The sequence below is a fragment of the Rhizobium sp. P1_E1 genome (assembly GCF_056406015.1).
The window spans coordinates 42,903-68,988 of the sequence record NZ_JBFUAY010000010.1 but is presented as its reverse complement, the minus strand read 5'-3'; the positions used below and the strand labels follow the sequence as shown (position 1 = coordinate 68,988).

27 protein-coding genes are annotated in these 26,086 nt (G+C 61.2%); 18 read left to right on the top strand and 9 right to left on the bottom strand.

Features of this window, described 5'->3' with window-relative positions; all coding sequences use genetic code 11:
* The first annotated feature begins 20 nt into the window (after positions 1-20).
* Positions 21-968, top strand: a complete 948-nt coding sequence (locus AC1D1Z_RS06580) for a dihydrodipicolinate synthase family protein (protein ID WP_165420884.1) — start codon at positions 21-23, stop codon at positions 966-968.
* A 197-nt stretch (positions 969-1,165) separates the two neighbouring features.
* Positions 1,166-2,551: an MFS transporter gene (locus AC1D1Z_RS06575; RefSeq protein WP_130759626.1), complete on the top strand. Its 1,386-nt coding sequence runs from the start codon at positions 1,166-1,168 to the stop codon at positions 2,549-2,551.
* 233 nt (positions 2,552-2,784) lie between these two features.
* Here AC1D1Z_RS06575 and AC1D1Z_RS06570 read toward each other — a convergent pair whose 3' ends face one another.
* Complete coding sequence (locus tag AC1D1Z_RS06570; protein WP_003561784.1) at positions 2,785-3,093, bottom strand: hypothetical protein; 309 nt, start codon at positions 3,091-3,093, stop codon at positions 2,785-2,787.
* On the opposite strand from AC1D1Z_RS06570, the gene AC1D1Z_RS06565 reads away from it, so the two are divergent.
* Both AC1D1Z_RS06565 and AC1D1Z_RS06560 read left to right on the top strand, forming a co-directional pair.
* Positions 3,092-3,301, top strand: a complete 210-nt coding sequence (locus tag AC1D1Z_RS06565; protein ID WP_130759625.1) for a hypothetical protein — start codon at positions 3,092-3,094, stop codon at positions 3,299-3,301. The two genes, AC1D1Z_RS06570 and AC1D1Z_RS06565, sit on opposite strands and share 2 nt — an antisense overlap.
* Positions 3,302-3,410: 109 nt before the next feature.
* Complete coding sequence (locus tag AC1D1Z_RS06560; protein WP_130759624.1) at positions 3,411-6,770, top strand: PAS domain-containing hybrid sensor histidine kinase/response regulator; 3,360 nt, start codon at positions 3,411-3,413, stop codon at positions 6,768-6,770.
* Here the strand turns inward: AC1D1Z_RS06560 and mnmC2 are convergent.
* Complete coding sequence (gene mnmC2, locus AC1D1Z_RS06555; RefSeq protein ID WP_130759623.1) at positions 6,764-7,504, bottom strand: tRNA (5-methylaminomethyl-2-thiouridine)(34)-methyltransferase MnmC2; 741 nt, start codon at positions 7,502-7,504, stop codon at positions 6,764-6,766. The two genes, AC1D1Z_RS06560 and mnmC2, sit on opposite strands and share 7 nt — an antisense overlap.
* On the opposite strand from mnmC2, the gene AC1D1Z_RS06550 reads away from it, so the two are divergent.
* The 8 genes from AC1D1Z_RS06550 to AC1D1Z_RS06515 all read left to right on the top strand — a co-directional run bounded on the left by AC1D1Z_RS06550 (position 7,503) and on the right by AC1D1Z_RS06515 (position 13,003).
* The gene (locus AC1D1Z_RS06550; protein ID WP_130759622.1) at positions 7,503-8,681 is read left to right on the top strand and encodes an NAD(P)/FAD-dependent oxidoreductase; all 1,179 of its coding nucleotides are present in this window, start codon (positions 7,503-7,505) and stop codon (positions 8,679-8,681) included. The two genes, mnmC2 and AC1D1Z_RS06550, sit on opposite strands and share 2 nt — an antisense overlap.
* Positions 8,682-8,795: 114 nt before the next feature.
* Positions 8,796-9,503, top strand: a complete 708-nt coding sequence (locus tag AC1D1Z_RS06545; RefSeq protein WP_018243155.1) for a DUF1045 domain-containing protein — start codon at positions 8,796-8,798, stop codon at positions 9,501-9,503.
* 115 nt (positions 9,504-9,618) lie between these two features.
* On the top strand, positions 9,619-10,542 hold the full coding sequence (puuE, locus tag AC1D1Z_RS06540) for an allantoinase PuuE (RefSeq protein ID WP_018446766.1): 924 nt from the start codon (positions 9,619-9,621) through the stop codon (positions 10,540-10,542).
* A complete protein-coding gene (gene uraD, locus AC1D1Z_RS06535; protein ID WP_130759621.1) occupies positions 10,542-11,042 on the top strand; it encodes a 2-oxo-4-hydroxy-4-carboxy-5-ureidoimidazoline decarboxylase in 501 nt (166 codons plus the stop codon). Before puuE ends, uraD begins: the two co-directional genes overlap by 1 nt.
* Positions 11,039-11,401, top strand: a complete 363-nt coding sequence (locus tag AC1D1Z_RS06530) for a HepT-like ribonuclease domain-containing protein (protein WP_018243152.1) — start codon at positions 11,039-11,041, stop codon at positions 11,399-11,401. Before uraD ends, AC1D1Z_RS06530 begins: the two co-directional genes overlap by 4 nt.
* 4 nt (positions 11,402-11,405) lie before the next feature.
* The gene (locus tag AC1D1Z_RS06525; RefSeq protein WP_130759620.1) at positions 11,406-11,906 is read left to right on the top strand and encodes an ureidoglycolate lyase; all 501 of its coding nucleotides are present in this window, start codon (positions 11,406-11,408) and stop codon (positions 11,904-11,906) included.
* Positions 11,903-12,259: a hydroxyisourate hydrolase gene (gene uraH / locus AC1D1Z_RS06520; protein ID WP_003541961.1), complete on the top strand. Its 357-nt coding sequence runs from the start codon at positions 11,903-11,905 to the stop codon at positions 12,257-12,259. Before AC1D1Z_RS06525 ends, uraH begins: the two co-directional genes overlap by 4 nt.
* A 3-nt stretch (positions 12,260-12,262) precedes the next feature.
* Complete coding sequence (locus AC1D1Z_RS06515; RefSeq protein WP_130759619.1) at positions 12,263-13,003, top strand: metallophosphoesterase family protein; 741 nt, start codon at positions 12,263-12,265, stop codon at positions 13,001-13,003.
* Positions 13,004-13,138: 135 nt separating this feature from the next.
* Here AC1D1Z_RS06515 and AC1D1Z_RS06510 read toward each other — a convergent pair whose 3' ends face one another.
* The 4 genes from AC1D1Z_RS06510 to AC1D1Z_RS06495 all read right to left on the bottom strand — a co-directional run bounded on the left by AC1D1Z_RS06510 (position 13,139) and on the right by AC1D1Z_RS06495 (position 17,547).
* A complete protein-coding gene (locus tag AC1D1Z_RS06510; RefSeq protein WP_130759618.1) occupies positions 13,139-14,893 on the bottom strand; it encodes a flotillin family protein in 1,755 nt (584 codons plus the stop codon).
* The gene (locus AC1D1Z_RS06505) at positions 14,890-15,537 is read right to left on the bottom strand and encodes an OB-fold-containig protein (protein ID WP_018446761.1); all 648 of its coding nucleotides are present in this window, start codon (positions 15,535-15,537) and stop codon (positions 14,890-14,892) included. The genes AC1D1Z_RS06510 and AC1D1Z_RS06505 overlap by 4 nt, the downstream gene beginning before the upstream one ends.
* 5 nt (positions 15,538-15,542) lie before the next feature.
* Complete coding sequence (locus AC1D1Z_RS06500) at positions 15,543-16,700, bottom strand: PspA/IM30 family protein (protein ID WP_477849888.1); 1,158 nt, start codon at positions 16,698-16,700, stop codon at positions 15,543-15,545.
* 235 nt (positions 16,701-16,935) lie between these two features.
* Positions 16,936-17,547: a CDP-alcohol phosphatidyltransferase family protein gene (locus AC1D1Z_RS06495; RefSeq protein ID WP_018446759.1), complete on the bottom strand. Its 612-nt coding sequence runs from the start codon at positions 17,545-17,547 to the stop codon at positions 16,936-16,938.
* A gap of 202 nt (positions 17,548-17,749) precedes the next feature.
* Here AC1D1Z_RS06495 and AC1D1Z_RS06490 point away from each other — a divergent pair, with 202 nt between their 5' ends.
* Genes AC1D1Z_RS06490 through AC1D1Z_RS06475 form a run of 4 tightly spaced genes read left to right on the top strand, consistent with a single transcriptional unit; the run spans position 17,750 to position 21,580 of the window.
* Positions 17,750-19,534, top strand: coding sequence for a bifunctional alpha/beta hydrolase/class I SAM-dependent methyltransferase (locus tag AC1D1Z_RS06490; protein WP_477849886.1), 1,785 nt, complete (start codon positions 17,750-17,752; stop codon positions 19,532-19,534).
* Positions 19,535-19,543: 9 nt separating this feature from the next.
* The gene (locus tag AC1D1Z_RS06485) at positions 19,544-20,872 is read left to right on the top strand and encodes a phosphatase PAP2/dual specificity phosphatase family protein (RefSeq protein WP_130759615.1); all 1,329 of its coding nucleotides are present in this window, start codon (positions 19,544-19,546) and stop codon (positions 20,870-20,872) included.
* A complete protein-coding gene (locus AC1D1Z_RS06480; protein ID WP_130759614.1) occupies positions 20,869-21,309 on the top strand; it encodes a hypothetical protein in 441 nt (146 codons plus the stop codon). The genes AC1D1Z_RS06485 and AC1D1Z_RS06480 overlap by 4 nt, the downstream gene beginning before the upstream one ends.
* 19 nt (positions 21,310-21,328) lie before the next feature.
* Positions 21,329-21,580, top strand: a complete 252-nt coding sequence (locus AC1D1Z_RS06475) for a hypothetical protein (protein ID WP_130759613.1) — start codon at positions 21,329-21,331, stop codon at positions 21,578-21,580.
* Here AC1D1Z_RS06475 and AC1D1Z_RS06470 read toward each other — a convergent pair.
* The 3 genes from AC1D1Z_RS06470 to puuD form a co-directional block, all read right to left on the bottom strand.
* Positions 21,561-22,703, bottom strand: a complete 1,143-nt coding sequence (locus AC1D1Z_RS06470) for an alpha-hydroxy acid oxidase (RefSeq protein WP_130759612.1) — start codon at positions 22,701-22,703, stop codon at positions 21,561-21,563. The two genes, AC1D1Z_RS06475 and AC1D1Z_RS06470, sit on opposite strands and share 20 nt — an antisense overlap.
* Positions 22,704-22,824: 121 nt before the next feature.
* Positions 22,825-24,135 (bottom strand): guanine deaminase, encoded by a 1,311-nt coding sequence (gene guaD / locus AC1D1Z_RS06465; protein ID WP_130758868.1) that lies wholly within the window; start codon positions 24,133-24,135, stop codon positions 22,825-22,827.
* Positions 24,132-25,370: a urate hydroxylase PuuD gene (gene puuD / locus AC1D1Z_RS06460; protein ID WP_113542391.1), complete on the bottom strand. Its 1,239-nt coding sequence runs from the start codon at positions 25,368-25,370 to the stop codon at positions 24,132-24,134. Before puuD ends, guaD begins: the two co-directional genes overlap by 4 nt.
* Here puuD and AC1D1Z_RS06455 point away from each other — a divergent pair.
* The gene (locus tag AC1D1Z_RS06455) at positions 25,354-25,572 is read left to right on the top strand and encodes a hypothetical protein (RefSeq protein WP_130758867.1); all 219 of its coding nucleotides are present in this window, start codon (positions 25,354-25,356) and stop codon (positions 25,570-25,572) included. The genes puuD and AC1D1Z_RS06455 overlap by 17 nt on opposite strands.
* A gap of 164 nt (positions 25,573-25,736) precedes the next feature.
* Positions 25,737-26,069: a hypothetical protein gene (locus AC1D1Z_RS06450; protein ID WP_018243137.1), complete on the top strand. Its 333-nt coding sequence runs from the start codon at positions 25,737-25,739 to the stop codon at positions 26,067-26,069.
* Positions 26,070-26,086 lie beyond the last annotated feature (17 nt).

Below are 26,086 nucleotides of genomic sequence, written 5' to 3'. Positions count from 1 at the left end.
GCACGAAGGAGGAGACCAACATGCAACCGATGGATATGCGCGGGCTGAGCCCGGCCCCCGTTACCGCTTTCACCCGCGACGGTGAAATTGATCACAAAGCCAACGCCAAACTCGCCAAATGGCTGGTCTCGATGGAAGGCGTCAAAAGCCTCGTCATCCTCGGTCATGCCGGCGAGGGCACCTTCCTCACGGAAGAGGAGCGCCTTGCTCTCATCCACACATATGTTGAAGCAGTCGACGGTGCCGTTCCGATCATTGCCGGGATTACCGGTGAAGGCACGAAGGTCGCCGCTGAAGAGGCTAGGAAATGCAAGGCCGCTGGTGCCACCGGCGCACTCGTCTATCCCAACCACGGCTGGCTGCGTTTCGGCTTTCAGAAGGGAGCGCCTCAGGATCGCTACAAGGCAATCTGGCAGGAGTCTGGCCTTCAGTGCATCCTGTTCCAATATCCCGACGCCACCAAGGCATCATACGATCTCGATACACAGCTTGCGATTGCCACACAGGAAGGCGTCGTCGCCACCAAGAACGGCGTGCGCAATATGAAGCGCTGGTATGTCGAAATTCCGGAGCTGAAGAAGGCCAATCCAAAGCTGCAGGTTCTGAGCTGCCACGATGAATGGCTGCTGCCAACCATGTTCGATGTCGACGGTCTGCTCGTCGGTTATGGCAATATCGCGCCCGAGCTGCTCATCGACCTGATCAAAGCTGGCAAGGCGCAGGACTATCCGGAAGCGCGCAAGATCTTCGAGCGCCTTCTTCCGGTGACGCGTGCCGTCTATCATCGCGGCTCTCATATGGAAGGCACCGTGGCCCTGAAACTCGGCCTCGTGCACCGCGGTATCCTTGACCACGCTACGATCCGCGAGCCGCTGAAGAGCCTTGGCGAAAAGGCCGAAGCGGAGATCTTTGCTGCCTTCGACGCCGCCGGTATCGGTCGCGTTGACCGGTTGCTGGCTGCCGAGTGACCTCTTTGACGCCCCTGCGCAGGTCGCAGGGGCGCATTCCGAAGGGAGGAGGAAACCATGGAAACTCGCCGAGGCAGACTTGAACGTCTTTGCAGGCCATTGCTCTGACAGGACGAACTGACGCGCAGTAGCAACCATCAAGCAGGAGCGCCCCTGGCCGGGAGAGTGGTAGGCCACGGGGCGAGAAGGAGGAACCAATGAATGTCATGCAGCCTATGCCGGCTGAGACGGCGAATGCCGCTGATCCTCAGGCCGAAATCAGCGCTCGTCTGGAGCGCCTTCCCATCACCCGCGAGGTATTCTGGGCGCGCAATATCGTCGGCGCGGCAACATTCTTCGACGGCTACACGGTCATCGCCATCGCTTATGCCATGCCCGTCCTCGTCCGCGAGTGGGGCCTGACACCCTCACAGACAGGCATGATCCTGTCGATGGGCTATCTGGGGCAGTTGATCGGTGCGATCCTGTTTGGCTGGCTTGCCGAGAAGGTCGGCCGGCTGAAAGTTCTTCTGTTCACGATCCTGCTCTTCGTCAGCATGGATGTCGCATGCCTGTTCGCTGCCGGGGCCGGCATGATGATGGCCTTTCGTTTCGTCCAAGGGATCGGCACCGGCGGCGAGGTTCCGGTCGCCAGCGCCTATATCAACGAGTTGATCGGGTCGAAGGGGCGCGGCAAGTTCTTCCTCCTCTATGAGGTCATGTTCCTGCTGGGCCTCGTCGGCGCGGGGCTGATCGGCTTTTTCATGGTACCGGTTTACGGCTGGAAGGCGATGTTCGTCGTCGGCCTCGTTCCCGCAATCATCATGATTCCTCTGCGCTGGTTCCTGAAGGAATCACCGCGTTGGCTGGCTGCCAACGGCCGCTATGGCGAAGCAAACGCTATCGTCACCCGCATGGAAGAGAGTGCCCGCGCAGCCGGCAAGGAACTGCCCGAGCCGAAGCTCATCCAGGCGCCGGTCCGCCGCAAGTCGGACTGGCGCGAGCTCTTCCAGGGCATTTACCTGAAGCGGACGCTTTCCATCTGGGCAATGTGGTTTACCGCCTATACGGTGGCCAACGGTACGATCACCTGGCTGCCGACCCTGTATCGACAGGTCTTCAATCTGCCGCTTCAAACCAGCATCTTCTATGGTTTCCTGACGTCGGTCGGCGGCGTGATCGCCGCCGTCATCTGCGCGCTGCTCATCGACAAAGTGGGACGCAAGCGCTGGTACACTGGTGCACTGCTTCTCGCTCCCGTGCCGCTGCTGGCTCTCGCATGGCTCGGCGCGACGTCTCCCATCCAGGTTCTGGTTCTTGCCGGTCTCGCTTATGCGATTGTCCAGACCGTCACATTCTCCCTGTACCTATACTCGGCAGAGATCTACCCAACGCGCCTCAGGGCACTGGGAACAGGAACCGGCAGCGCCTGGCTTCGCTTGGGATCATCGGCCGGTCCGATCCTCGTCGGCACGGTGATGTCTTCCATGGGCATCCAGTATGTCTTTGTGAGCTTCGCAGCCATTCTGATCGTCGGTGCGATCATCACGGTGTTGTTTGCGGTCGAAACCAAGGATCGCGTGCTGGAGGAGCTTTCTCCGTAACGGTTGAAAATGCGATCTGATCGGCTTTGAGCTGGCGGATGAAAATCCGCCAGTTTCATTTGATTGTCGTTCCGACTGCTGCATAATTTTATCCTTAAATCGGAATCGATTTAAGGATAAAATTATGCAGCAATTCAAAACGTTACAGCATCCTCTGTACGTCTGAAAAGACGCGCGGCGCTGTAATTTGACCGGCGCCGACGAGAGGTCAGGCGACGCCGGATGCGGTTCCGCTATCGCTGGCAAACTTTGACGCGATAGGGATTGCCCCAATCGTCGTGCAACCATTCGAAATGGCAATAGTCCGGCCGATAGTAAGTCCGGTAAACGGGGTAGGGGCGGTAAGCGGGATAAGCGGGATAGACCGGGTAGGCGGGACGGGCGGCCTCCGACAGCAGGGCGCCGCCAACGACGCCGGCGGCAAGGCCGCCCCAGAAGGCATCGCGTGGACGGGCATCGGCAGTGGTGGCGGTGGCGAGCGAGGCGCCGGCGAAGGTCAGGGCGATCAGGCCCGTCGCCATGGTCTTATGAAGAACGGACATGGTATTTTCCTTTCATGGGCATGGCTTCGATAAAGCCATGCCGAGACTCGGCCCGGATCGCGGCGGCGCAATGGCCGCGCAAGCGGCTCCGGCATTAAATTTTCGTCATGATTTCAAGGGATCCCGACGTCGAAAGAATTATTGCGGGCGTTCTTTCAGTCTCGTGCAAGCCCGGGCTGGTAATCTCGAATTATCTTCAGCTTGGTGAGCCGGCTCGTAAAATTCCGCTGTCGAAATTTATGGTTAAAACCTTGTTAAAAGCCTTGGCGTTATAGTTTTTGTAGTCGATATTTCATTCATTGCGGGAGCGATATTTTTTGAAATCAGCCGGGGAACTTCTGGAGTTGGCTTGCCGCCGGATCGCTGATCTGGATACCCCGGCCTATGTCAAGAACAGCGAGTTGCGCTATGTCGCCGTCAACGAGGCCTATGCCCGTTTTCTGGGTCGCGAAATCTCCGATTTCATCGGCAGGCGCAGCCGCGAGCTTCTCGACCGTCCCGAGGAAGAGGATCGTGAGGACAAGGAGCGCCGCGCGCTGGTATTCGCCACTGAGGAAAACGCAATCTGCTTCGATGCGGCGGGCCTCAGCCATGAACGCATCCAGATAGAAAGCTTTTCGCCATCGCTGGACCGGGCTTACGTGCTCGGCATTTTCGAAGTGCGAGCGCCGCCGCGCCGCGCCGCGGACGATAGCGCCGCCGCCGCCGATTTCGCCCGCGTGCGCGAGGCGCTGGAACAGCTCGACCATCCGATTGGCATATTTGCCGAGGATGGCCGGCCGCTGGTCGTCAACGCCGCCTATCGCAACGACGCAAAGCCTGCGGCCGTCAGCGACACGGCCTGGCACGAGAGCGTCAATGAGCTCGACCTGCTGCGTACCATCCTGGAGGACCTCCCGGTCGCGGCCTTCGTGCGCGACGAGAAGCATCGCCTCGTCTATGCCAATCAATATTACGAAACCTTCAGCGGCCATAGCCGTTCTCGGGTCCTTGGGATGACCGAACACGAAATGTTCGGTCCGGAAGGGGGCGAGGCGATCTACCAGGAAAACCTGCTGGCGTTGGAGGGAGGCAAGTCGAAGGAGATCGAAAGCCTGCTGCCGAGCAAGGACGGCCATATCTATTCCGTCCTCTCGCGCGTCAACCGCGTCGTAACAGCGGATGGTCGGCCCTATGTCGTCGGCTCCTTTTCAGACATCTCACCACTCAAGGAACGAGAGAAGGCGCTGATCGAGGCGCAGAAGCAGGAAGAGGTGCTGCACCGGGATATCGAGAATATCCTACGCTCGCTTCCGATCGGCGTGCTGATCCTCGATAACGACCACCGGATCCTCTCCGTCAACGACGAGTTCTACAGCATCTGGGAGTTGCCGCTCGACGATCCCTTCGACGGCCGCCCGTTCATCGACGTCATCCGCCGCAATTATGAGCTCGGTCGCTACGACGGCGCGCAGACGCCCGAGGAAATATACGCTTTCCGCAAGCATCTGTTCGAAACCGAGGAGCCCGAGCCGATCGAGCTCGGCTGGGCGGGTGGCAAATCCGTCATTTTCGACAGCCGCCGTATCTCAAACGACCGGATCCTGCTGACCTATGCCGACATCACGGCCGTGCGTGAGCGGGAAAATGAAGTCCACGAGGCCCGCGCCGCGCTGGAGCATCTCGGCGAGATGATGCGCGACGCGACACACGCCATGCCGCAGGGCCTCGCCATCGTCCAGGACGGCATTATCAAGATGTCTAATGAGGCGCTGGCTCATATCCTGGAAATTCCCGCCACCTATATCGAGACCGGGCAGGGTTGGCTCGGCATGTTCGAGTTCTGCGCGGTGCGCGGCGACTTCCACGAGGAAGCGGCCGAGATTCTGCAGGGTTGGCGCGACAATATCGCGGCGAGGTTGCCCATCTCCACTGCCTTCCATGTCCGCGGCGAGCGCTGGGTGAACATGGATGCAACGGTCAGCCGGGGACAGCATTGGGTGGCGCTTTTTACCGACGTCACCGAACTCAAGAGCCGCGAAGAGGAACTGCGCCAGCTGCTGTCGCGCGCCGAAGCCGCCGACCGCGCCAAATCCGAATTCCTTGCCAATATGAGCCACGAGATTCGCACACCGATGAACGGCGTGCTTGGGATGGCGGAACTGCTTGCCAAGACCAATCTTGATACGCGCCAGAAGACCTTCGTCGATATCATCGTCAAGTCGGGCAATGCGCTGCTGACGATCATCAACGATATCCTCGACTTCTCGAAGATCGATGCCGGGCAGATGAAACTGCGCAAAGCCGCCTTCGATATCACCGAAGCGGTGGAGGACGTAGCGACACTCTTGTCCTCGCACGCGGCCGAGAAGAACATCGAGCTCCTGGTGCGAGCCGCGCCCGATTTGCCAGCTGCGGTCATTGGCGACGCCGGGCGCTTCCGCCAGATCGTCACCAATCTCGTCGGCAACGCCGTCAAGTTCACCGAGCGCGGCCATGTCTTTGTCGATGTCGGCTTCCAGCCGGCCGCCGGCGGCGAGATCATGGCGAGTATCCGCATCGAGGATACTGGTATCGGCATTCCGCCGGAGAAGCTCGAATCGGTCTTCGACAAGTTCTCGCAGGTGGACGCCTCATCGACCCGGCGGCATGAGGGTACAGGCCTCGGTCTTGCGATCACCGCCGGGCTCGTCGACCTCTTCGGCGGTTATCTCAATGTCGAGAGCGAATGGGGCAAGGGTTCGGTCTTCACCGTCAACCTGCCGTTTGCGGTTGCTGCCGCCCGCCTTGAGCCGAAGCCGTTGCCGATCAACGTGCAGGGTGCGCGCATCCTCGTCGTCGACGACAATGAAGTGAACCGGCGAATCCTGACCGAACAGCTGTCCCTTTGGGGCTTCGACGGCGTGGCCGCCGAAGGCGGCGGTACCGGTCTTGCGATTCTGGAGGCGGCGGCCAATCTCGGCGTCACCGTCGATGCCGTCGTGCTCGATTATCACATGCCCGATATGAACGGCGCCGATGTCGCGCGCAGGCTACGAGCCGATCCCCGCTTCGTCGAACTGCCGATCATCTTCCTGACGTCGATGGATATTTCCGGCACGGAAAAGGAATTCGCGGCGCTGAACGGCCACGCGCATCTGATGAAGCCGGCGCGCGCCAACGTGCTGCGCAACACGGTCGTCGAGGTGGTGCGCGCCAGCCGCGTCAAGCAGGCATCCGAGGCCGAGATTGCCCGGCTGCAGACGGAAGTGGCCGTGCAGGCGCCCGCGCCTGCGCCGCAGAAGCGAACCGCTGAATTCGTCGACGTGCTCGTCGCCGAGGACAACGAGGTCAACCAGATCGTCTTCACACAGATCCTGCAAGGCACGGGTCTTTCCTTCCTCGTCGTCGACAATGGCGAGGAGGCGGTCGCCGCCTGGGAGCGGTATACGCCGCGCATTATCATGATGGACGTCTCAATGCCCGTCATGAACGGCCATCAGGCGACCCAGACGATCCGCGCGCGCGAAAACGGGCAGGGGCACCGGGTGCCGATCATCGGCGTCACCGCCCATGCGCTCGAAAGCGACCGCGAGCTCTGCCTCGATGCCGGCATGGACGACTACATGTCGAAGCCGATCAGTCCCGAGCTGCTCGAGGAAAAAATCCGYCAGTGGCTCGGAACGAGCGAGCAGCAGCCGGAGCGCACCAGCTACTGATCTGCGCGCTGACTGGGGGATGCCTTGATGCCACAGAGCATTTCGCGCTTGCCGGCGAAGCCCTGGCGGCGCTCGACGGCAAAACCCGCGGCGATGAGATTGCGGCGCACGAAGCCGGCCGCCGCATAGGTGGCGAAAGTGCCGCCGGCTGCGCTTTTCTCACAGACGAGCCGCATCAGTTCCTCCGACCACATATCGCTGTTGCGCGACGGGGCGAAGCCGTCGAGATACCAGGCGTCGAAGTCGTCTTCGGCTGCCGCGACGCCGTCCAAGGCATAGCCGCATACGACGCTGAGCGTCGTCTGGGCGTCGAGATCGAGTCGCACGATACCGGCCGGTATTTCCGGCCAAGCCGCCGTCAGCACCTGACGTTCGGCATCGATCTCCGGCCAGTGCGACAGCGCCCGGCCGATTTCTTCGCCGCGCATCGGGTGGAGTTCGAAGGAGGTGAAATGCAGGTGCTGGCCGTCGGCACGGTGGAGCTTCCATTGCCGCCAAGTTTCGGCGAAGTTCAGGCCGGTGCCGAAGCCGAGTTCTCCGATCCGGAATCTCTGCCCGTTCCAGCGTTCCGGCAGGCCGTTACCGGCGAGAAAAACGTGGCCGCATTCCAGCCGCCCATCGGTCTGGCAATAAAAATGATCGCCAAAGGCGGTGGAATAGGGCATATCGCCGTCGCGCCATTCGAGCGGCTGCGGCGCGCCCGCGCCAATCTGATCGGGGTTCACGTCTCTCATGGAAAAAGCCGATAGTCCTCAGCCGGTCTCAGGTCAATCGTCCTCAGAATTGCTGATCGTCGGCGGCGGCATCATGGGGCTCTGGGCGGCCGTCCATGCCGAGCGCCGGGGCATCCGTACTCTTGTTGCTGACGCCGGCAGGTTGGGCGAAGGTGCAAGCGGCGGCCTGCTCGGCGCGCTGATGCCGCATATGCCGGACCGATGGTCGGAGAAGAAGCAGTTCCAGTTCGATGCACTGGTCTCGCTCGAAGCCGAAATCACAGCGCTCGAAGCCGAGACCGGGCTTTCCGCCGGGTATAACAGGTCCGGACGGCTGATCCCGCTGCCGAAGCCGCATCTCAACCGCATAGCGCGCGGCCATTTCGAAGACGCCGAGCGCCATTGGCGGGTGGGCGAGCGCCGCTTCCATTGGCATGTGCTCGATAGTCCGCCGGTCGATGGCTGGATCGAGGCATCCGCCGGCGAGAGCGGCTTCGTGCACGACACGCTCGCCGCCCGTGTTGCGCCCCGCTTACTAATCGCGGCGCTCACCGCCTTCCTGCGGCGGGCAAAACATGTGCGCATCATCGAGCATGCTAGAGTTGCCGGCCTCGATCCCGATCGCGGCACGGCCGACATAGGCGGTGAAACCTTGGCTTTCAGCCGCTGCATCCTCGCCGCCGGCTATCAGTCCTTTCCGCTGTTGCAAGAACTGACGCCTGGGCTCAAACAACCGCTCGGCCAGCCGGTCAAAGGGCAGGCAGCATTATTGAAAGCCGATATCGACCCGGCGCTACCGACCATCTTTCTCGACGGGCTCTATGTCATCGCGCATGAGGGCGGGCACGCGGCAATCGGCAGCACCAGCGAGAACAGTTTTGACGATCCCAGCTCGACCGACGCCCAGCTCGACGTGCTGATCGAGGCGGCGCGCGGCATCGTGCCGACGCTTCGCGACGCTCCCGTTGTCGAGCGCTGGGCCGGGCTTCGTCCGAAGGCGATCGACCGGGATCCAATGATCGGCCGCCATCCCGATCACCGGCGCCTGATCGCGCTGACCGGCGGCTTCAAGGTCAGCTTCGGCCTCGCCCACCGGCTGGCGGAGGCGGCGATATGTATCGCAGGCGATACAGACTGCGGATTTTTGCTGCCGGAAAGCTTCGCAATTTCAAGCCACATTGCGACGGCTTCACGTTAAACGTGAATTAGGCGGCGCTGCGTTTCGTTATTCTGTCATGCAAATCACCTATCTGCTTGCGCATCGACAGCGCCGGATCTCACCGGCGCTCACTTCCTTGATGGAGGAAATTGCATGCGCTATGCCATTTGCTTCACGCCTCCGGCGAGCGATCCGCTGTCGCTCGTGGCCGCCAACTGGCTTGGCCGAAACGTGTTTTCGGGCGATATGATGGAGCCTCCTGCCGTCCGTGGCCTCGGCATTCACGAGATCGCCTTCCATACCGCCGTGCCGCGGCGCTACGGATTTCACGGCGTTTTGAAGGCGCCGTTCCACTTGTCCCGCGACATGCCCGAATCGCAACTCCTGCGCGATCTGATGCGTTTTTCCGGGACCTTTGTTCCCTTCCAGATTCCGCGTATCGAAGTCGCCCGGCTCGGCAATTTCTACAGCCTGCTGCCGAGCACTCCCTGCGAGCAGATCCAGTATCTCGCTTCGGCGATCGTCCAGGAATTCGATCGTTTCCGCGCGCCGCTCAGCGAGGCTGAGATCGAGCGCAGCGATCCGGACGGGCTGTCGGCGACGCAATTTGCCAATCTGCATCGCTGGGGTAACCCTTACGTGATGGAGGAGTTCCGCTTTCATATGCCGGTGACGGGTCCCGTCAACGCGATCGACATGCCGCGCATCGAGCCGGTGTTGCGGACGATCTTCGAGCCTGTCCTCACCGAGCCTGTCACGGTTTCGAACGTGGCGCTGATGATTGAGGAGGGCACGGGCGGTCCTTTCCGCGTTCATTCGCTGCATCCGATGGGCAAGGTCAGCGCGCGCAAAATCGCTTGAATCTGCTGATGAGCTAAAGGCTTGTGCCGTAAAGGCAAAATCCGGTCGAGCAGTTTCCGTCTCGACATTCCGGCTGCGGATGCTACCGTTCCCCGTCTTTTCAGAAGGTGATTTGATGGTATCCGAGACTTATCCGCGCAATCTCGTTGGTTACGGGCGTCTGACGCCTGATCCGAAATGGCCGGACGAGGCACGCGTCGCCGTGCAGTTCGTCATCAACTATGAGGAGGGCGGCGAAAGCTCGATCCTCGACGGCGATCCGGCTTCCGAAAACCTGCTGTCGGAGATCGTCGGTGCGGCCGCCTGGCCAGGGCAGCGCAACCTCAACATGGAATCGATCTACGAATATGGTTCGCGTGCCGGCTTCTGGCGGCTCTGGCGCATGTTCACCGACCTCAAGGTGCAGGCAACCGTCTACGGCGTGACGCTGGCGATGGCCCGCAACCCCGAGGCCGTCGCCGCGATGAAAGAGGCCGGCTGGGAAATCGCCAGCCATGGTTACCGCTGGCTGGAATATAAGGATTTTCCCGAAGATCTGGAGCGCAAGCATATCCTCGAAGCCGTGCGCCTGCACACCGAACTCACCGGCGAGCGGCCCTACGGCATGTATCAGGGCAAGCCTTCCGACAATACGCTTCGGCTGGTGCAGGAGGAGGGCGGTTTCCTTTATTCCTCCGATTCCTACGCCGACGACCTGCCTTACTGGGTGAAGGGCGTCGACGGGAAACCCTTCCTGATCATTCCGTATACGCTCGAAACCAACGATATGCGATTTGCGACGCCGCAGGGCTTCAATGCCGGCGATCAGTTCTTCACCTATCTGAAGGATGCCTTCGATACGCTTTATGAGGAAGGCAAGGCGGGCAGCCCGAAGATGATGTCAGTCGGCCTGCATTGCCGCCTCGTCGGACGTCCCGGTCGGGCAGCGGCGCTGAAGCGCTTCATCGAATATGTGCTGAAGCACGACAATGTCTGGATTCCACGCCGCATCGAGATTGCCGAACACTGGCACAAGCACCATCAGCCGGAAGCGCTTTGATGGTGTCGCGCGAGGATTTCGTCTCCCGCTTCGGCGGCGTCTTTGAACATTCGCCTTTCATCGCCGAGCGCGCCTATGACGCCGGCCCCGTGACGGAGCCGCTGACGGCGGCCGGCGTGCATGCGACGCTAACCGCCGCGTTCCGGGCGGCAAGCCCGCAGGAGCGTCTCGGCGTGCTGCGTGCCCATCCAGACCTTGCCGGGCGCCTCGCGATATCGGGCGAACTCACCGAGGACAGCCGGAAGGAGCAGGCCGGCGCCGGTCTCGATCGCTTGAGCCCAGCCGAGCATGCCCGCTTCACCGAACTCAATTCGACCTATGTCGGAAAATTCGGCTTTCCCTTCATCATCGCCGTCAAGGGGCTTGGCAAGGTCGATATCCTGTCGGCGTTCGAAACACGGATCGGCAATGATCGGCATGAGGAATTTGTGACCGCGACGGCGCAGGTCGAACGGATCGCGCTGCTGCGGCTGACATCGATGCTGCCGGAGGCTGAATGAAAGAGCGGCGCGCCATCGACTATCTCAATGAAATGTATGAGGCGGCATCCGAAGCGCTGTCTTTCGTCGGCGGAATGGATGAGGCGGCGTTCGCCGGGGACAAGCTCACCTTCAAGGCTGTTGCCTTCTGCCACTTCACCATCGGTGCGGCGGCGTCCCGACTGCTCGTCAACCATCCGGAATTTGCGACTGAGCATCCCGATCTGCCATGGACGAGAATCTGTGGCATGGGTAACCGTATCCTCGAGGAAGTCTTCGATCTCAGTCCGTCGAACATATGGGAGGCGACCTATCGCACGCTGCCGGAGCTTCTTTCCGCGATCGATGCTGTCCGTTACTGGCATGCCCAAGGCGAATGAAGCCATGTCCGAATTTCTCGAGATCCGCCCGCTCACCAAATCCGCCTTCGCTCCCTTCGGCGAGGTGATTGAGGCCGATCCGGCCTCAATGCGGTTCATCAATGGCGGCACGACGGAGCGTTTTCATGCGCTGGCCACCGCTGATGCGACGGGCGAGGGCGCACGCGTCATCATCAACCTCTTTCGCGGACAGCCGCGCAGCTTCCCCTATGACGTCGGGATGATGGAGCGCCACCCCCTCGGCAGCCAGAGTTTCTCGCCGGTCTCGGGCCGTCCTTTTCTCGTCATCGTCTCCGAGGACGAGAACGGCCGCCCGGGCAGGCCGCAGGTGTTTCTGGCGCGCGGCGACCAGGGCGTAAACTACCGCCCCAATGTCTGGCATCATCCGCTGATGGCGCTCGACCAAGCCTCAGACTTCCTGGTCGTCGACCGCGACGGGCCAGGCAACAATCTGGAAGAATTCTTCTTCCAAACCCCTTTTATCATCAAAGAGCCAGCCCCATGACCGGACTGACCACGCATGTTCTCGACACCGCCCTCGGCAAGCCGGCCGAGGGCCTGAGGATCGATCTTTTCCAGCTCGACGGCGAGATCCGCAGGCATCTGAAGACGGTCGAGACCAATGCCGACGGCCGGGTTGATGGCGGCCCAATCCTCATTGGCGAAAATTTTCGAGCGGGTACCTATGAGCTGGTCTTCCACGCCGGCGATTATCTGAGGGCGAGCGGCACGCCGCTGCCGCATCCGGCCTTCCTCGATCTCGTGCCGATCCGCTTCGGCATTGCCGACGTCACGGCGCATTACCATGTGCCGCTGCTGATTTCGCCCTATGGCTATTCTACCTATCGAGGGAGCTAAAAAATGCGGTTTGCGGCAATTGCCGATATCCACGGAAACCATCTGGCGCTCGAGGCGGTGCTTGCGGATATTCGTGCACAGGGGATCGAGGAGATCGTCAATCTCGGCGATTTCTTCAGCGGGCCGCTCGAAGCCGGCAAGACGGCAGACTTGCTGATGCCGCTCGGCCTGACCTCGATCCGCGGCAATCACGACCGCTACCTGATCGAACAGGATCCGGCGGCGCTGCATGTTTCGGATGCCGCCGCTTATCACCAATTGTCGCCAGCCCATCTCGATTGGATCCGTAGTCTTCCATTCGATACCGTCTATCGCGATGAGGTCTATCTCTGCCATGCGACGCCGAAGGACGACAATCTCTACTGGCTGGAATCCGTTTCGCCGGAGGGTTTCGTCTTCCTGAAGCCGATCGAGGCAATCGAGGCGCTGGCCGACGGCATCGACCTGCCGCTGATCCTTTGCGGCCACAGCCACATCCCCCGCGCTATCAGGCTTTCCGACGGCCGTCTCATCGTCAACCCCGGCAGCGTCGGCTGCGCGGCCTATGACGACGAGCTGCCCTATTACCACAAGGTGGAAGTCGGCCACCCGCTGGCGAGCTACGCCATTCTGGAAAAGACGGCGGCCGGATGGATATGGCAGTTCCGAACCGTCGCCTATGACCATATGGCGATGTCGGCACTGGCCGCCGAAAAGGGCCGTGCCGACTGGGCAGGCGCGCTGGCAACGGGTTGGGTGAGATAGAGCATAATGCCGAAAAGTATGTGCGGTTTTCGGGCAACATCATGCTCTAACTATTTAATTTAGAACAGGATTCAGATTTTAGGCCGAACCGGCCTAAAATCATCCTGTTCTAGTCCAGACCCGCTTGCGCGGTGATCAGTCCTTCTTTGGTGCCGGCTTCGCGGCCGGAGGGATGATCGTTTGTGTCGGGGCTGGGGCCGGTGTTGCCGGCTTTGCCGGGGCTGCGGCGGTTGCCGGTCTTGCCGGTTTTGCGCCATCGAGATTTCCAAGAAGTGATGAGATGGCATCGTCGCCGTCGAAGCCGGCTTCCTTCAGCAATTTGTCGAGGATCGGTTTATTCGCCTGATAGGAGAGGAGCTGGCTGGCCAGCCCTTCGCCGAGCCCGATGCCGTTTCCGCCGGTCGCTCCGTTTCCGCGGCCGAGCATGCCGCCGGTATCGAATATCCTGATATCGGAGATCTTCTCGATCGGCTTGACCGCCTCGGCGAGCGCCTGCGGAATGATGCGGATCCGTTCGCGGGTGATCTCGAACTCGATGATAGCAGAGCTCAGCTTGTTGCGAGCGTCGTTGAGCAATGCTTCGCTCTCGGCCGCGGCCTTGCCGGTTTCGAGAATGCCCTTGGCCTTGATGATCGCCGCATCCGCCTCGGCGGTTGCGAGCGTCTTGATGGCCTCGGCCTGGTCGCTTGCTGCCTGCTTTTCGGCCTCCGCGCCGACGGTGACGGCGGTTGCTTCCGTCTCGGCTTTCTTGCGCGCATCAATCACGGCAATCTGCTTCTCGCGTTCGGCAATCTCGATCGCCTTGGCTGTGCCGACTTTTTCCTCTGCCGCGATCGCCAGGGCGCGGGCCGTTTCCGCAGCCGCCTTCGCTTCGGATTCTTCACGGCTTTTGTTGGCAACGGCGATCGCGCTCTCCTGTGCCACGATCTGGAGGTCACGCTTGGCTTCGGTTTCGCGTTGCTGGACGGCGCGGGCGGCGTCGATGTTGGCGCTTTCGCGAGCCTGCTTGGCGGATGCCTCGCGTTCGGCGATCGCCTGTTCGGAGGCGATGCGGGCTTCCTCCTCGGCGCGTTTTGCGGCCTGCTCCTGCTGCGCGGTTTCGGCGCGTGTCGCCGCGGATTTGTTGGCGATGTCTCTTTCCTGGCTGAGTTCGGCCTCTCGCTTCGTCCGCTCGATGGTCAGCGATTGCTGGCGGGCCTCGAGATCCTTCTGGGCGATGGCGACTTCGGTGTCGCGAACGATCTCGTTCCGCTCCTTCTTGCGTCCCTCGGTGATGCGGGTCAATGCCGCCAGGCCCTGCGCGTCGAAGAAGTTGTTGGCGTTGAAATGCTTGATATCGGTCTGGTCGAGGCGTGTCAGCGACACGGATTCGAGTTCGAGGCCGTTCGACTGGAGATCGGCGCCGACAGCTTCCTGCACGGCCTTGACGAAATCCATGCGCTGTTCCTGCAGCGCGTCGAGATTCATCGTCGCGGCCACCGAGCGAAGACCGTCGACGAATTTCGCCTCGATCAGGATGCGGAGGGCCTCGGCGTCATTGGTGCGATTGCCGAGTGTCTGCGCTGCAAGCGCAATCGAGGAGGCATCGGGTTTGACGCGCACATAGAACTCGGCGCCGATATCGACGCGCATGCGGTCTTTGGTGATCAGTGCATCGCCTTCGCCGCGGCGAACCTCGAGCCGCAGCGTCTTCAGGTTGACCCGCGCGGTCGAATGGAAGATCGGAAGGACGACCGAACCGCCGTCGAGCACGACCTTCTGGCCGCCGAGACCGGTGCGCACATAGGCCTCATCGCGGCTGGAGCGCGTGTAAAGAGAGGCGAGGACAAAACCGATGCCGAAGATCAGAACAATCCCAATGCCGGCTGGTAGAATAACGTCGTACATCATTGCTGCTCCCTGAAAGATTGATTGTTCGCATCGGTGGGGTCGACCGGCGCGGGAATGGCGATAAACACATTGGCCTTGTGATCGACGAGAAGAACCGAAGCGCCGATCCCAAGCGGACCCTCGCCCTTGGCGGCTCGGGCTCGAAGCACATGCCAGTTTCCGTGCTGATCCTTGACACGGACGCGGCCCGGCAGTCCCTGATCGAGCGGGCCGATCGACACCTCGGCGGTCCGGCCGAGGAAGGCGTCGAGATCGACGGCATAGGTTTCGTCGTGCGGTACGAGCCGCGCCACAGTTCTGCTCGATGCCCTGACCATGGGGATGGTTGCGAGCGCGGCAGGTATGACGGCGATGAAGCTCGGCAGCGGCGCCCAGAGGGCGCTGGCGACGGCCTGCAAGGCAAACCCCGTCATCGCGAAGAAGCCGAGTGTCATCATCAGAAGAATCAGCAGGGGAACACCGCCGAGATTGAGCCAGGACAGGTATGCCAGGATGCCGTCATGGCCATGAGCCTCCGGCTTTCCCAGAAATTCCGTCATCGAAAACCCCATGACCATCGCAAGCATCTCGATCGCGGTCAGACCTGCAAGCACGGCGGCGGCAATGGCAAAGGGAGCGCATTCGGGAGCGAAGAGAAGGGCCATCGGCGTTACCGGTTATCCGCCTTGAAGCGTGCGAGGCGCGCCTCGATCRCCTGTTCGCGGTGCAACCGGTCGAGTTCGTCCAGTTCGGAACTATGGGCATGCTCGCCAGCGGGAACCCCGGTCAGCCGGGAGACTGCCGCGGCAGCGCGGGCAGCATCTGCACCCGGTGCGGGCTGGCTGTGGCCGGTCGCGGCGTGTTCGGGATGCCGGGCGATGCTGCGCTTAAAATCGGCAAGGCGAGCGTCCGCCTCGCGGCGCGTGGCGAGGACGGCCTGCAAGGCTTTCTGGCCTTCGTCCACCTGTTCCCTGGCATCGGCCAGCGCCTTGTCGAGCGCTGCGATCTGGGATTCGAGATCGATCTGGCGGGCAACGCCGGCCTTTGCCAGGTCATCCCGCTCTGACGAGACGGCGATGCGGATCTTCTGGTCGAGCGCGTTCAGGTCTTCGACGATTTCGTCCCTGCGGCTCTGGATGCGGTATTCCTCCGCGCGCGCCTTGCCGAGATCGGTGCGGGCCTCATCCGCCGCTGCATCGATCTCGCGGATCGCCTGTTCGATGACGGCGATCTTGTTTACGCCTTCCGCCTTGTCGATCGCCGCATTCGCGATGCCCGCGATCAGACGGCCCATGCGTGAGAGAATGCCTTCGTTCGTCATGTTTTCCTCCATCCGAGCGGAATTCGGCGTAACGCCGATGTGAATCTCGTAGCGATCCTGGCCTGCAACGAGGTAGGCCGGAAAAATACTCTCCCATCCCCTGGAATAACCCGCGACATCGAAGGGCACGGCAACACGTCCGTGCACCGTGGCGATCGTCAGGTCCGAGGGGCCTTTGATGGCGAAGAGCTTGTCATCGAGCGGCAGTTGCGGCGGATCGGCGGTGACGCCGCGATTGGCGGCGAAATCGCGAAGGCCGAGCGTGACCAGCCTTGCCGGCAACCCCGTCTGCTCGCGGACGGTTTCATAGGCAAGGTCATGCAGCACGACGAGATTGGCGCCCGTCCTGTCGGAGACGAGGCCAGTCAGGATTTCGATCATCCTGAGATAGGCGGCAATGGTGTCGTCCAGCGCCTGCCGGGCGTTGTCGTCAGGCGCCAGCGTGTAGCGCAGCAGCGATGGATGCGGTGTCTTGCCTGTGATAACCATAGGTAAAACATAAAGCACCGCTTTTGTGCTTTCAAGGGGTGGCGATAAAAATACAACCTAGGCTTAACGTGCGGTTAGAAGGACTGAGGCAGTGTCCATTATCGAGAGATGTCGCGAGCTGGCGGCAGTGAGCAGCCTTGTGAAAAGAGTCACGGACTCTTGAAGCCCAACGCGTGACCGGCAACAAAAGCCTCGACACAATTCCAAATCACATGTGCCGATGAAAGAACCGGCAGCAGATCGGCTCCGTTCCCTATCGGGCGGCCGTATGCGCCTCGCGAATACCGGCGCTGATACGGTTGATGGTGGTCCATATGAGAAGTAGAGCCACCACCGCCCAGAGCCACGAAGTCCATGCTGCAAATGTACCACCAACCGCGACAAAGATGCCGAGCGCGCCGAAAAGGACCGCGCGGTCGCTCTTGCCCAGCGGCCCGTCGTAACGCCGGCTTGCCCCGACCGTTTGACCCAGAACGCCGGTAAATTCCGTCAGCGCCGAGAGGAATATGACCGCCATCGCCGGCACCAAGCCGTTCGGATCGATGAGCGCAAACGGCAAATACAGGGCGACATCCGACACGACATCACCGATCTCGTTCAGATACGCGCCTAAAATGCTCTTCTGCCCATGTTCGCGCGCGAGCATGCCGTCGATGGCGTTGAGACCCATGCGCAGGAGAAACCATACTGGCACCAGCAGGAACCAATGCGGCAGAGGGGCGACGCTCAGAAAAAAGCCCAATGCAACCGAGACGGCGGCGGCAACTGAAGTCACCTGATTGGCGGTGACGCCTCGCGCCGCGAGGGAACGCACCAGAGGGCGAAGAATATTCTGAAATCGGGACTTCAATTGATAGACAGACATGCTACCTCATTGGAATTTCGTGCATCGAAATAGTCTATCCCCGCCTCTCGCGGGTGCAGATCATCGTACTTATGAGGAAAGCCACACTTCATATCGGTTCTCGTAAAGGACTTACATTTGCAACTAGACTTTTGCAATGCAGGCAAATCACTGTTCCCGCCAATGGTTGTAACCCACCCACCAATCAGAATTGGAGAAGACCGTGCTGCAAACTGCCGATAGTGGGCAACCGTCCTCGACGGCCAGACCAATGCATGAATCCGAATTCGCATCGCATGATGGCACTCGACTCTTTTATCGGGCGTGGCCTTCGACGGGCGCTGCACCGAAGGGCGTAATCATTCTTCTCCATCGCGGCCACGAGCATAGCGGCCGCGTCACCCACCTTGCCACCGAGCTCGGCCTCGATGATTTTTCCTTCTACGCCTGGGACGCACGCGGCCATGGACGCTCGCCGGGAGAGCGCGGCTATTCGCCATCCTTTGCTGCCTCGGCGCATGATCTCGATTGTTTCGTCCGCCATGTCAGCGAGACAAGCGGTACTGCTGTCGAAGACATCGCCGTCATTGCGCAGAGCGTCGGCGCGGTCCTCGCCGCCACCTGGGTGCATGACTATGCGCCGCCGATCCGTGCGCTCGTGCTTGCCTCACCGGCCTTCAGCGTCAAGCTCTACGTGCCTTTCGCCAAAGAAGGCATTGCACTCTGGGAAAAGGTTAAGGGGACATTCTTCGTCAATTCCTATGTCAAGGCGAGGTTCCTGACGCATGACCCCGAGCGCATCGCCTCGTACGAATCCGACCCATTGATATCTAGGCCAATTGCCTCCAACATCCTGTTGCAGCTCTATGAGGCGGCAGCCCGCGTTGTCGGCGACGCCCGCGCCATCACCGTCCCGACCCRATTGCTGATCTCCGGCAGCGACTGGGTGGTGCGACACGCGMCGCAGCACCGGTTTTACGAAAATCTCGGCAGCCGGATCAAGGAACGGCATGTGCTTGCCGGCTTCTACCATGACACGCTTGGCGAAAAGGAGCGCGCGATTGCCCTGGCCGAAGTCCGCCGTTTTATAGACGCGCGTTTCGCCGAGCCCCGGGCGCCTGCCAACCTTTGCACCGCCCATATCCAGGGCTATACAAAGGACGAGGCCGACCGGCTCGCGAGCCCGCTGGACGCCACATCCCCACGTGGCATCCACTGGGCGCTCAGCCGCCTCAACATCAAGATCGGTGCTTTGGTGTCTGAAGGCATAAAGACAGGGGTCAAGACCGGTTTTGATTCCGGCTCGACCCTCGATTACGTCTACGAGAACAAGCCGCGCGGGCTCGGTCCCGGCGGGCGATTGATCGACAAGGTGTTCCTCGATGCGATCGGCTGGCGCGGCATCAGGCAGCGCAAGCTACACTTGCAGGAACTGATCGACCGCGCGCTGCAGCGCCTGAAAGCAGTCGGCCGCAATACCCACATGCTCGACATAGCGGCCGGGCACGGCCGTTATGTCCTTGATGCGATCGAGACAGCTGCCGTGCGTCCCGATAGTGCGCGGTTGCAGGACTATTCCTCCATCAACGTCGATGCCGGCCGCAAGAGCATTGCGGCGCGTGGACTGAGTGATTTCGTCAGCTTCCGCCAGCAGGATGCCTTTGACTGCGAGGGGCTGGCTGCAATCACGCCGGCTCCGGATCTCGCGATCGTCTCCGGCCTTTACGAACTGTTTTCCGACAATGCGATGATCGCCGCGTCGCTCAACGGGATCGCCCGCGCGATGCTGCCCGGTGGTCTGCTTGTCTACACCAACCAGCCATGGCATCCACAACTGGAGATGATCGCCCGCGCACTGACCTCCCACCGCGGCGGCGAGGCGTGGGTGATGCGACGGCGGACGCAAGAGGAAATGGACCAACTGGTCGCCGCAGCCGGTTTCCGCAAGATCGAACAGCGCATCGATCAATGGGGCATTTTCACTGTCTCGCTGGCCGAGAGAGTCTGAGGGCAAAGCGTGGAGAGGGCACGTTCTACTTTTTCCGCGGCAGCACCGGTCCCGAAGCGGGCGGCGCTCTGGCTCGTCTTCCTGGGACCGTTCTTCTATCTGAGCTATGGCGGCGCCAATTGGCTGGCATCGCAACGCGCTCATGTGCCGAACGTCGCCTTCGCATGGGAAAGCGCCATTCCGTTCCTTGGATGGACTATTATTCCATATTGGTCGATCAATCTGTTCTATGCACTCTGCCTGTTCATCAACACGACGCCGCGCGACGTGGATATGCTCGCGCGACGTTATCTGACGATCCAGATAGTAGCCGTCGCCTGCTTCGTCGCGTTTCCGCTCGAAGCGACTTTCGTGCGGCCGGCAACGAGCGGCCTGCCCGGTTTCATGTTCGCCGTCCTCGGCGGCTTCGATAAGCCGTTCAACCAGGCGCCGTCGCTGCATATCGCACTCCTGGTGGTGATCTGGGATCATCTGCGCGGCCGGTTGCCGCGGAAGGCACGGCTTCTTTGGCACCTTTGGTGCCTCCTGATCGGTGTCTCCGTGTTGACCACGTGGCAGCATCACGTCATCGACATACCGACCGGCATGCTGCTCGGTCTGTCTGCCGTCTGGCTTTTTCCGCGCGATGCCGGGTCGCCTCTCGCGAACTTTACGATGAGCGGCGATCCAAAGTCGCGCCGTCTCGGCATCTATTATCTGTGCGGTGCCGTCGCATTTCTCGGCCTTGGAGCGCTCTGCACGCCTCTATCGGCCGCAGCGCTTCTGTTGCTCTGGCCGGCTGTTGCGCAGGCGATCGTCGCAGTCGGATATTTCGGCGCCGGCCCGCAGATATTCCAGAAACGCGTCGGTGGCCGGGCCACGCTTGCCAGCCGCTGGCTATTGGCACCCTACCGGCTCGGCGCTCTCATCAACATTCGGCTCTGGACCCGGAGAATGCCGGCTTCTGTTGTGATCGCTGACGGCGTCCATCTCGGTCGTTTTCCGCGTCGCCACGAGGCCGACCGTTTTGCCACGGTGATCGACATTACCGGCGAACTTCTGCGCCCCGGCGGGACACGCGCGCGCTGGTGCAGCTTTCCCACCCTTGATCTTACAGCCCTCGACAAGATCCAGACGCTCGCCGCAGCGAACCTCGTCGAGGATGCGCGCCAGCAGGGACCGATCCTCGTCTGCTGTGCGCTAGGTTTCCAGCGGAGCGCCTGCGTCATCGTGGGCTGGCTGCTCATCAGCCGACATTGCGAAAATCCAGCCGAAGCACTGCGGCTGATCGAACGGGCGGGGTGGCGCGTTCATCTGCCGGCGGAAAGTATCCATGCCATAGCGGAGGGCGTGCAATGACGCAGTGGAATACCACGGCCTCGGCGGCTGCGCGAAATCTCGGCCGCAATTCAATCTTCTGCGGGCTGACAGCGCTGTTGCCACTGATTGTCGGCCCGGTCACCGTGGGATATCGAGGCCTCGCTCCACCGCTCGGCTGGCTTTTGATGCTCGTTTTCTGCGTGATTGTTCTTGCGCTGGCGATCCATCTCCTCTTCGATGCGCTGTTGTTTCGGCTCGCGGCGAGCCACGAGACCGAGACGGCCGGTCTTGCCGCCGTCGACGACCTGTTGTCCCGAATGCAGCTTCGCAAGCCTGACGGGATACCGCCTGACCTCGAGAGGCGGATTGCCGGATCGCGCCGCATCGTCTGGCGGCAGCGTTTTGCGCTCGCCGTCTCTCTCGTGATTTTCGCGATCCTTCTGCTCGATGCGATCGATGGGCAGCCGCTCTGCTGAATACGACGGCAGGCGATAGATGCGGGTGCTCTCCGGCATGCGTCTGGCAGGTCTTGCCCACGCCATCAGGGACGTTCAGCCAGTGCCGATTTCTCTCCTTGAGCCTCTTTGCTGTTATCTGGCGTTCGAGGTGGAATACCAGAAACGGACGCCCGGACAGCATGCTCTTCAGAATCGTGTGCTCAATGACTCAGCAATCGCGACGGCGATTCCGGGATTGGTGACTCTCCCAAGCTGGCTTCTCAAGCAGGTCATTGCCGCCCTGCGATGATCGACGAATTTACGTCATTGATGTCGCGCCTGCCGCAGAGTGCCATGGTGATGTCCATCTCCTTGCGGATGATGCCGAGCGCCAGCGATACGCCTTCCTTGCCCATGGCGCCGAGGCCGTAGAGGAAGGGGCGGCCGATATAGGTGCCCTTGGCGCCGAGCGCCACGGCCTTCAGCACGTCCTGGCCGGAGCGGATGCCGCCGTCGAGATGTACCTCGATACGGTCACCGACGGCATCGACGATCTTCGGCAGCATGCTGATCGAGGAGGGAGCGCCGTCAAGCTGGCGCCCGCCGTGATTGGAGACGACGATCGCATCGGCGCCGGTGTCGGCGGCCGCCTTTGCATCCTCCGGATCGAGTATGCCCTTGATGATCAGCGGGCCGCCCCATTGTTCCTTGATCCAGGCGACATCCGCCCAGGACAGCCGCGGGTCGAACTGCTCGTGCGTCCATGCGGAGAGCGAGGCGATGCTGGAGACATTCTTCGCGTGGCCGACGATATTGCCGAAGGTGCGGCGCTTGGTCTGCAGCATATCCAGGCACCAGAAGGGCCGGGTCGCCATCTGCCAGACATGTTTCGGCGTGAATTTCGGCGGCGCCGACAGGCCGTTGCGCAGGTCTTTATGGCGTTGGCCGAGGATCTGCAGATCGGCGGTCAGCACCAGCGCCGAGCATTTGGCGGCCTTGGCGCGATTGATAAGGTTGAGGACGAAATCCTTGTCCCTCATCACGTAGAGCTGGAACCAGAAGGGGCGCGTCGTCACCGATGCGACGTCCTCGATCGAGCAGATGCTCATAGTCGAGAGCGTGAAGGGAACGCCGAACTCCTCGGCGGCGCGTGCCGCCAGCATCTCGCCGTCGGCATGCTGCATGCCGGTCAGTCCGGTCGGCGCCAGGGCCACCGGCATCGACACTTTCTGGCCGATCATCGTCGTTTCCAGCGTACGGTCGGTCATGTCGACCATCACCCGCTGGCGCAGCTTGATCTGGCTGAAATCGCTCTCGTTTGCCGCGTAGGTCGATTCCGTCCAGGCGCCCGAATCCGCATAGTCGAAAAACATCTTCGGCACACGGCGCTGTGCAAGCTTTTTCAGGTCAGCGATGGTGAGCGGAGCGGCCATGAATTGAACCTTCACATCTGAATGCGGCTATCGGCCATAACATGAATTTCGTGGGAGTGTTACGGGAAACTGGCCGTGCCGGGCAGCTTTCATGGTCCGATTTCAAGGGTGACAGGGCGTCTCATTGAAGCTCCTTCTTCGACGCAACGCCGGCCACATAGGTCTCGGCGATCGCCCGGTCGTCGCCCATCGTCTGCAGCAGGAAAAGCTCCTCGGGCAGCGTCTTCACCACTTCCATCTTCAGCGCCATGGCCGGTGTCGCCGTGGCATCGAGAACGACGAAATCGGCCTCGGTGCCGGGTTCCAGCGTGCCGATCCGGTCCGCCAGCGACAGGGCCTCGGCATTGCCGCGGGTCATCAGGTAATAGCTTTCCAGCGGGTTCAGCCGTTCGCCGAGCAGCTGCTGGATCTTGTAGGCCTCGTCCATCGTCCGCAGCATCGAATAGCTGGAACCGCCGCCGATATCGGTCGCCACGCCGATGCGAACCGGCTTTTGGCGCCGCGCCAGCGCCTTCAGCGGAAACAGGCCTGAGCCGAGGAAGAGGTTCGAGGTAGGGCAGTGGACGGCGACGGCACCCGCCTCGCTCATGGCATCGGCTTCGCGCTCGGACAGGTGGATGGCGTGGCCGAAGAGGCTCTTCGGCCCGAGCAGGCCGTAGCGGGCGTAGATGTCGGTATAGTCGAGCGCGTCGGGATAGAGCTCGCAGGTGAATTTGATCTCCTCGTGGTTTTCCGAAAGATGCGTCTGGATGTGCAGGTCGGGAAATTCGCGGGCAAGCGCGGATGTCGCCTCCATCTGCGCCGGCGTGGAGGTGATGGCGAAGCGCGGAGTGATGGCGACGTGGTTACGGCCCTTGCCGTGCCAGTCCGCTATCACCTGGCGGGTCTCATCATAGCCCATCTCGGGCGTGTCGAGCAGGCCTTGCGGGGCATTGCGGTCCATCATCACCTTGCCGCCGACCATGCGCATATTGCGCCTCAGCGCCTCGGCAAAGAAGGCGTCGGCCGAGGTCTTGTGCACGGAGCAATAGGCGACCGCCGTCGTCGTGCCGTGGCGGATCAACTCGTCATAGAAATGCGTGGCGATCCTTTCAGCATGCGCACTTTCGACGAAACGGCATTCCTCGGGAAAGGTGTAGGTGTTCAGCCACTCGAGCAGGTTGGCCGCATAGGAGGCGATCACCTGCATTTGCGGAAAATGCAGGTGCATGTCGATGAAGCCGGGCATGATCAGATGCGGGCGGTGGTCGATCTCGACCATGTCCTCGCCTGTTTTTGCCTTGATGTCGGCATAGGGGCCGACTGCCGCGATCAGCCCATTCTCGATCAGCAGGCCGCCATCCTCCTCGTAGAGATAGCTTTGGCTGTCGGTAAGGCTTAGCGGCGCGCGATGGAAGGAAAGCAGGCGGCCGCGCAGGACTGTCGTCGTCATTGTGTCTTGCCTTCGACTGCGCTCTCGAACCAGGCGACGAGCAGCTTGCGCTCGTCCGGCGTGATGTCGGTGATGTTGCCGGGCGGCATGGCATGGCTGCGGCCCGCCTGTATATAGATTTCGCGGGCATGGGCGGCGATTTCCGCGTCATTTTCGAGCAGCACGCCCTTCGGCGGCCGTACGATGCCCTCATAGACGGGCTCGGCCGCGTGGCACATGGAACAGCGCGTCGAGACTAGCTGCTTGACGGCGGGGAAATGCGGATCGCCGGCGAATTGCTGGAAGGCGGGCGCGACCGCCGCCGCATCCGTTTCGCCCGTCAGCAGCTTCGGCGCGGTTGAAAGCCACATGATCAGGATGAAAAGGATGACGGTGACGATCCACGTCCAGGTCGGCCGGCCCTTTCTGGCATGCGTGGTGTTGAACCAGTGGCGGATGGTGACGCCCATCAGGAAGACCAGGGCGGCGATCAACCAGTTGAACTGCGTTCCGAAGGCCAGCGGATAATGGTTCGACAGCATGAAGAAGATGACGGGCAGCGTCAGGTAGTTGTTATGCAGCGAACGCTGCTTGGCGACCTGCCCGTATTTGGGATCGGGAACCCGTCCGGCGATAAGGTCGGCGACGACGATCTTCTGGTTCGGAATGATGATCATGAAGACGTTGGCCGACATGATCGTGGCGGTGAAGGCGCCGAGATGCAGGAAGGCGGCGCGGCCGGTGAAAAGCTGCGTATAGCCCCAGGCCATGAAGACGAGCACGACATAGAGCACCGCCATCAGCCCCCAGGTATTCCGCCCAAGCGGGGATTTGCAGAGCAGGTCGTAGACGATCCAGCCGAGGGCAAGCGACGCCAGCGAGATCAGGATGGCGACGGGCGGGCTGATATCGAGCACATGCCGGTCGATGAGGAAGAGGTCGGCGCCGCCATAATAGACGATGCAGAGCATCAGGAAGCCGGAAATCCAGGTGAAATAGCTTTCGTATTTAAACCAGGTCAGATGCTCCGGCATCTGGGCGGGCGCCACCAGATATTTCTGGATATGGTAGAAGCCGCCGCCATGAACCTGCCATTCCTCGCCATAGGCGCCGGGCGGCAGATGCGGGCGCTTCACCAGTCCGAGATCGAGCGCGATAAAATAAAAAGACGACCCGATCCAGGCGATCGCGGTAATGACATGGAACCAGCGCGCCGCGAAGGCGAGCCATTCCCATGCTATGGCATATTCATACATCGAGTTCCCCTATCTTCCTCCGACTCGTGACATTGCGGAAATTTTGGCGGGGAGGGAAGAGGAGATTGAAGAACTGCACACGCGCGACGACCGGCGCGGCCAAAGGAGCAATGGAATGATCACCGCGCTCGTCGAGATCTTCAGCAATTTTGCCGAAGCTGCCGATCGCGGACGGATCGCCGATCTGCTGTCGCGTGCCTAAAAGCTGCCGAGAAGGCTGTGCATTATCTCAGCCTTATACTGAATCTGCTAATTCAGCAGATCTGGAACTGCGACGACTCGATTACAGTTATTTTTGCAGGCCGCCGGAATAAAATAAGAACCCTTAGATCATCGGCGGCGCATTCATCGACGGAGAAGATGCCCATGCGCAGCATTCTGACGTGTGTGATGATTGCGTATGCGTCGTTGGCGACGGCTCACGACGCACCTTCGGGGTGGAGTTATGACCCCTATTGTTGCAACGGCGACAGTCATAATGGCGATTGTCAGATGATCCCTTCGAAAAGCGTGGCGGTGACGCCAGGCGGATATCGTGTGACGCTGATGCCGGGAGACCACCGGTTGGTGACGCATGCTCATGTCTTCCTGCTGCCAATGACGAAGGCAATGCAATCCGGCGATAACGACTATCATCTCTGTCTGTTCCCGAACGAGGATACGCCGCGCTGTTTCTATGCGCCGGAAATGGGATATTGAAGGCGGACCACAGCACC

What these genes read in the sequence shown, in the direction of transcription:
- AC1D1Z_RS06580 (WP_165420884.1), top strand. Translation starts at nt 21, where the DNA reads ATGCAACCGATGGATATGCGCGGGCTGAGCCCGGCCCCCGTTACCGCT.
- AC1D1Z_RS06575 (WP_130759626.1), top strand. Translation starts at nt 1,166, where the DNA reads ATGAATGTCATGCAGCCTATGCCGGCTGAGACGGCGAATGCCGCTGAT.
- AC1D1Z_RS06565 (WP_130759625.1), top strand. Translation starts at nt 3,092, where the DNA reads ATGGTATTTTCCTTTCATGGGCATGGCTTCGATAAAGCCATGCCGAGA.
- AC1D1Z_RS06570 (WP_003561784.1), bottom strand. Translation starts at nt 3,093, where the DNA reads ATGTCCGTTCTTCATAAGACCATGGCGACGGGCCTGATCGCCCTGACC.
- AC1D1Z_RS06550 (WP_130759622.1), top strand. Translation starts at nt 7,503, where the DNA reads ATGGAAAAAGCCGATAGTCCTCAGCCGGTCTCAGGTCAATCGTCCTCA.
- mnmC2 (WP_130759623.1), bottom strand. Translation starts at nt 7,504, where the DNA reads ATGAGAGACGTGAACCCCGATCAGATTGGCGCGGGCGCGCCGCAGCCG.
- AC1D1Z_RS06545 (WP_018243155.1), top strand. Translation starts at nt 8,796, where the DNA reads ATGCGCTATGCCATTTGCTTCACGCCTCCGGCGAGCGATCCGCTGTCG.
- puuE (WP_018446766.1), top strand. Translation starts at nt 9,619, where the DNA reads ATGGTATCCGAGACTTATCCGCGCAATCTCGTTGGTTACGGGCGTCTG.
- uraD (WP_130759621.1), top strand. Translation starts at nt 10,542, where the DNA reads ATGGTGTCGCGCGAGGATTTCGTCTCCCGCTTCGGCGGCGTCTTTGAA.
- AC1D1Z_RS06530 (WP_018243152.1), top strand. Translation starts at nt 11,039, where the DNA reads ATGAAAGAGCGGCGCGCCATCGACTATCTCAATGAAATGTATGAGGCG.
- AC1D1Z_RS06525 (WP_130759620.1), top strand. Translation starts at nt 11,406, where the DNA reads ATGTCCGAATTTCTCGAGATCCGCCCGCTCACCAAATCCGCCTTCGCT.
- uraH (WP_003541961.1), top strand. Translation starts at nt 11,903, where the DNA reads ATGACCGGACTGACCACGCATGTTCTCGACACCGCCCTCGGCAAGCCG.
- AC1D1Z_RS06515 (WP_130759619.1), top strand. Translation starts at nt 12,263, where the DNA reads ATGCGGTTTGCGGCAATTGCCGATATCCACGGAAACCATCTGGCGCTC.
- AC1D1Z_RS06510 (WP_130759618.1), bottom strand. Translation starts at nt 14,893, where the DNA reads ATGATGTACGACGTTATTCTACCAGCCGGCATTGGGATTGTTCTGATC.
- AC1D1Z_RS06505 (WP_018446761.1), bottom strand. Translation starts at nt 15,537, where the DNA reads ATGGCCCTTCTCTTCGCTCCCGAATGCGCTCCCTTTGCCATTGCCGCC.
- AC1D1Z_RS06495 (WP_018446759.1), bottom strand. Translation starts at nt 17,547, where the DNA reads ATGTCTGTCTATCAATTGAAGTCCCGATTTCAGAATATTCTTCGCCCT.
- AC1D1Z_RS06480 (WP_130759614.1), top strand. Translation starts at nt 20,869, where the DNA reads ATGACGCAGTGGAATACCACGGCCTCGGCGGCTGCGCGAAATCTCGGC.
- AC1D1Z_RS06475 (WP_130759613.1), top strand. Translation starts at nt 21,329, where the DNA reads ATGCGGGTGCTCTCCGGCATGCGTCTGGCAGGTCTTGCCCACGCCATC.
- AC1D1Z_RS06470 (WP_130759612.1), bottom strand. Translation starts at nt 22,703, where the DNA reads ATGGCCGCTCCGCTCACCATCGCTGACCTGAAAAAGCTTGCACAGCGC.
- guaD (WP_130758868.1), bottom strand. Translation starts at nt 24,135, where the DNA reads ATGACGACGACAGTCCTGCGCGGCCGCCTGCTTTCCTTCCATCGCGCG.
- AC1D1Z_RS06455 (WP_130758867.1), top strand. Translation starts at nt 25,354, where the DNA reads ATGGCATATTCATACATCGAGTTCCCCTATCTTCCTCCGACTCGTGAC.
- puuD (WP_113542391.1), bottom strand. Translation starts at nt 25,370, where the DNA reads ATGTATGAATATGCCATAGCATGGGAATGGCTCGCCTTCGCGGCGCGC.
- AC1D1Z_RS06450 (WP_018243137.1), top strand. Translation starts at nt 25,737, where the DNA reads ATGCGCAGCATTCTGACGTGTGTGATGATTGCGTATGCGTCGTTGGCG.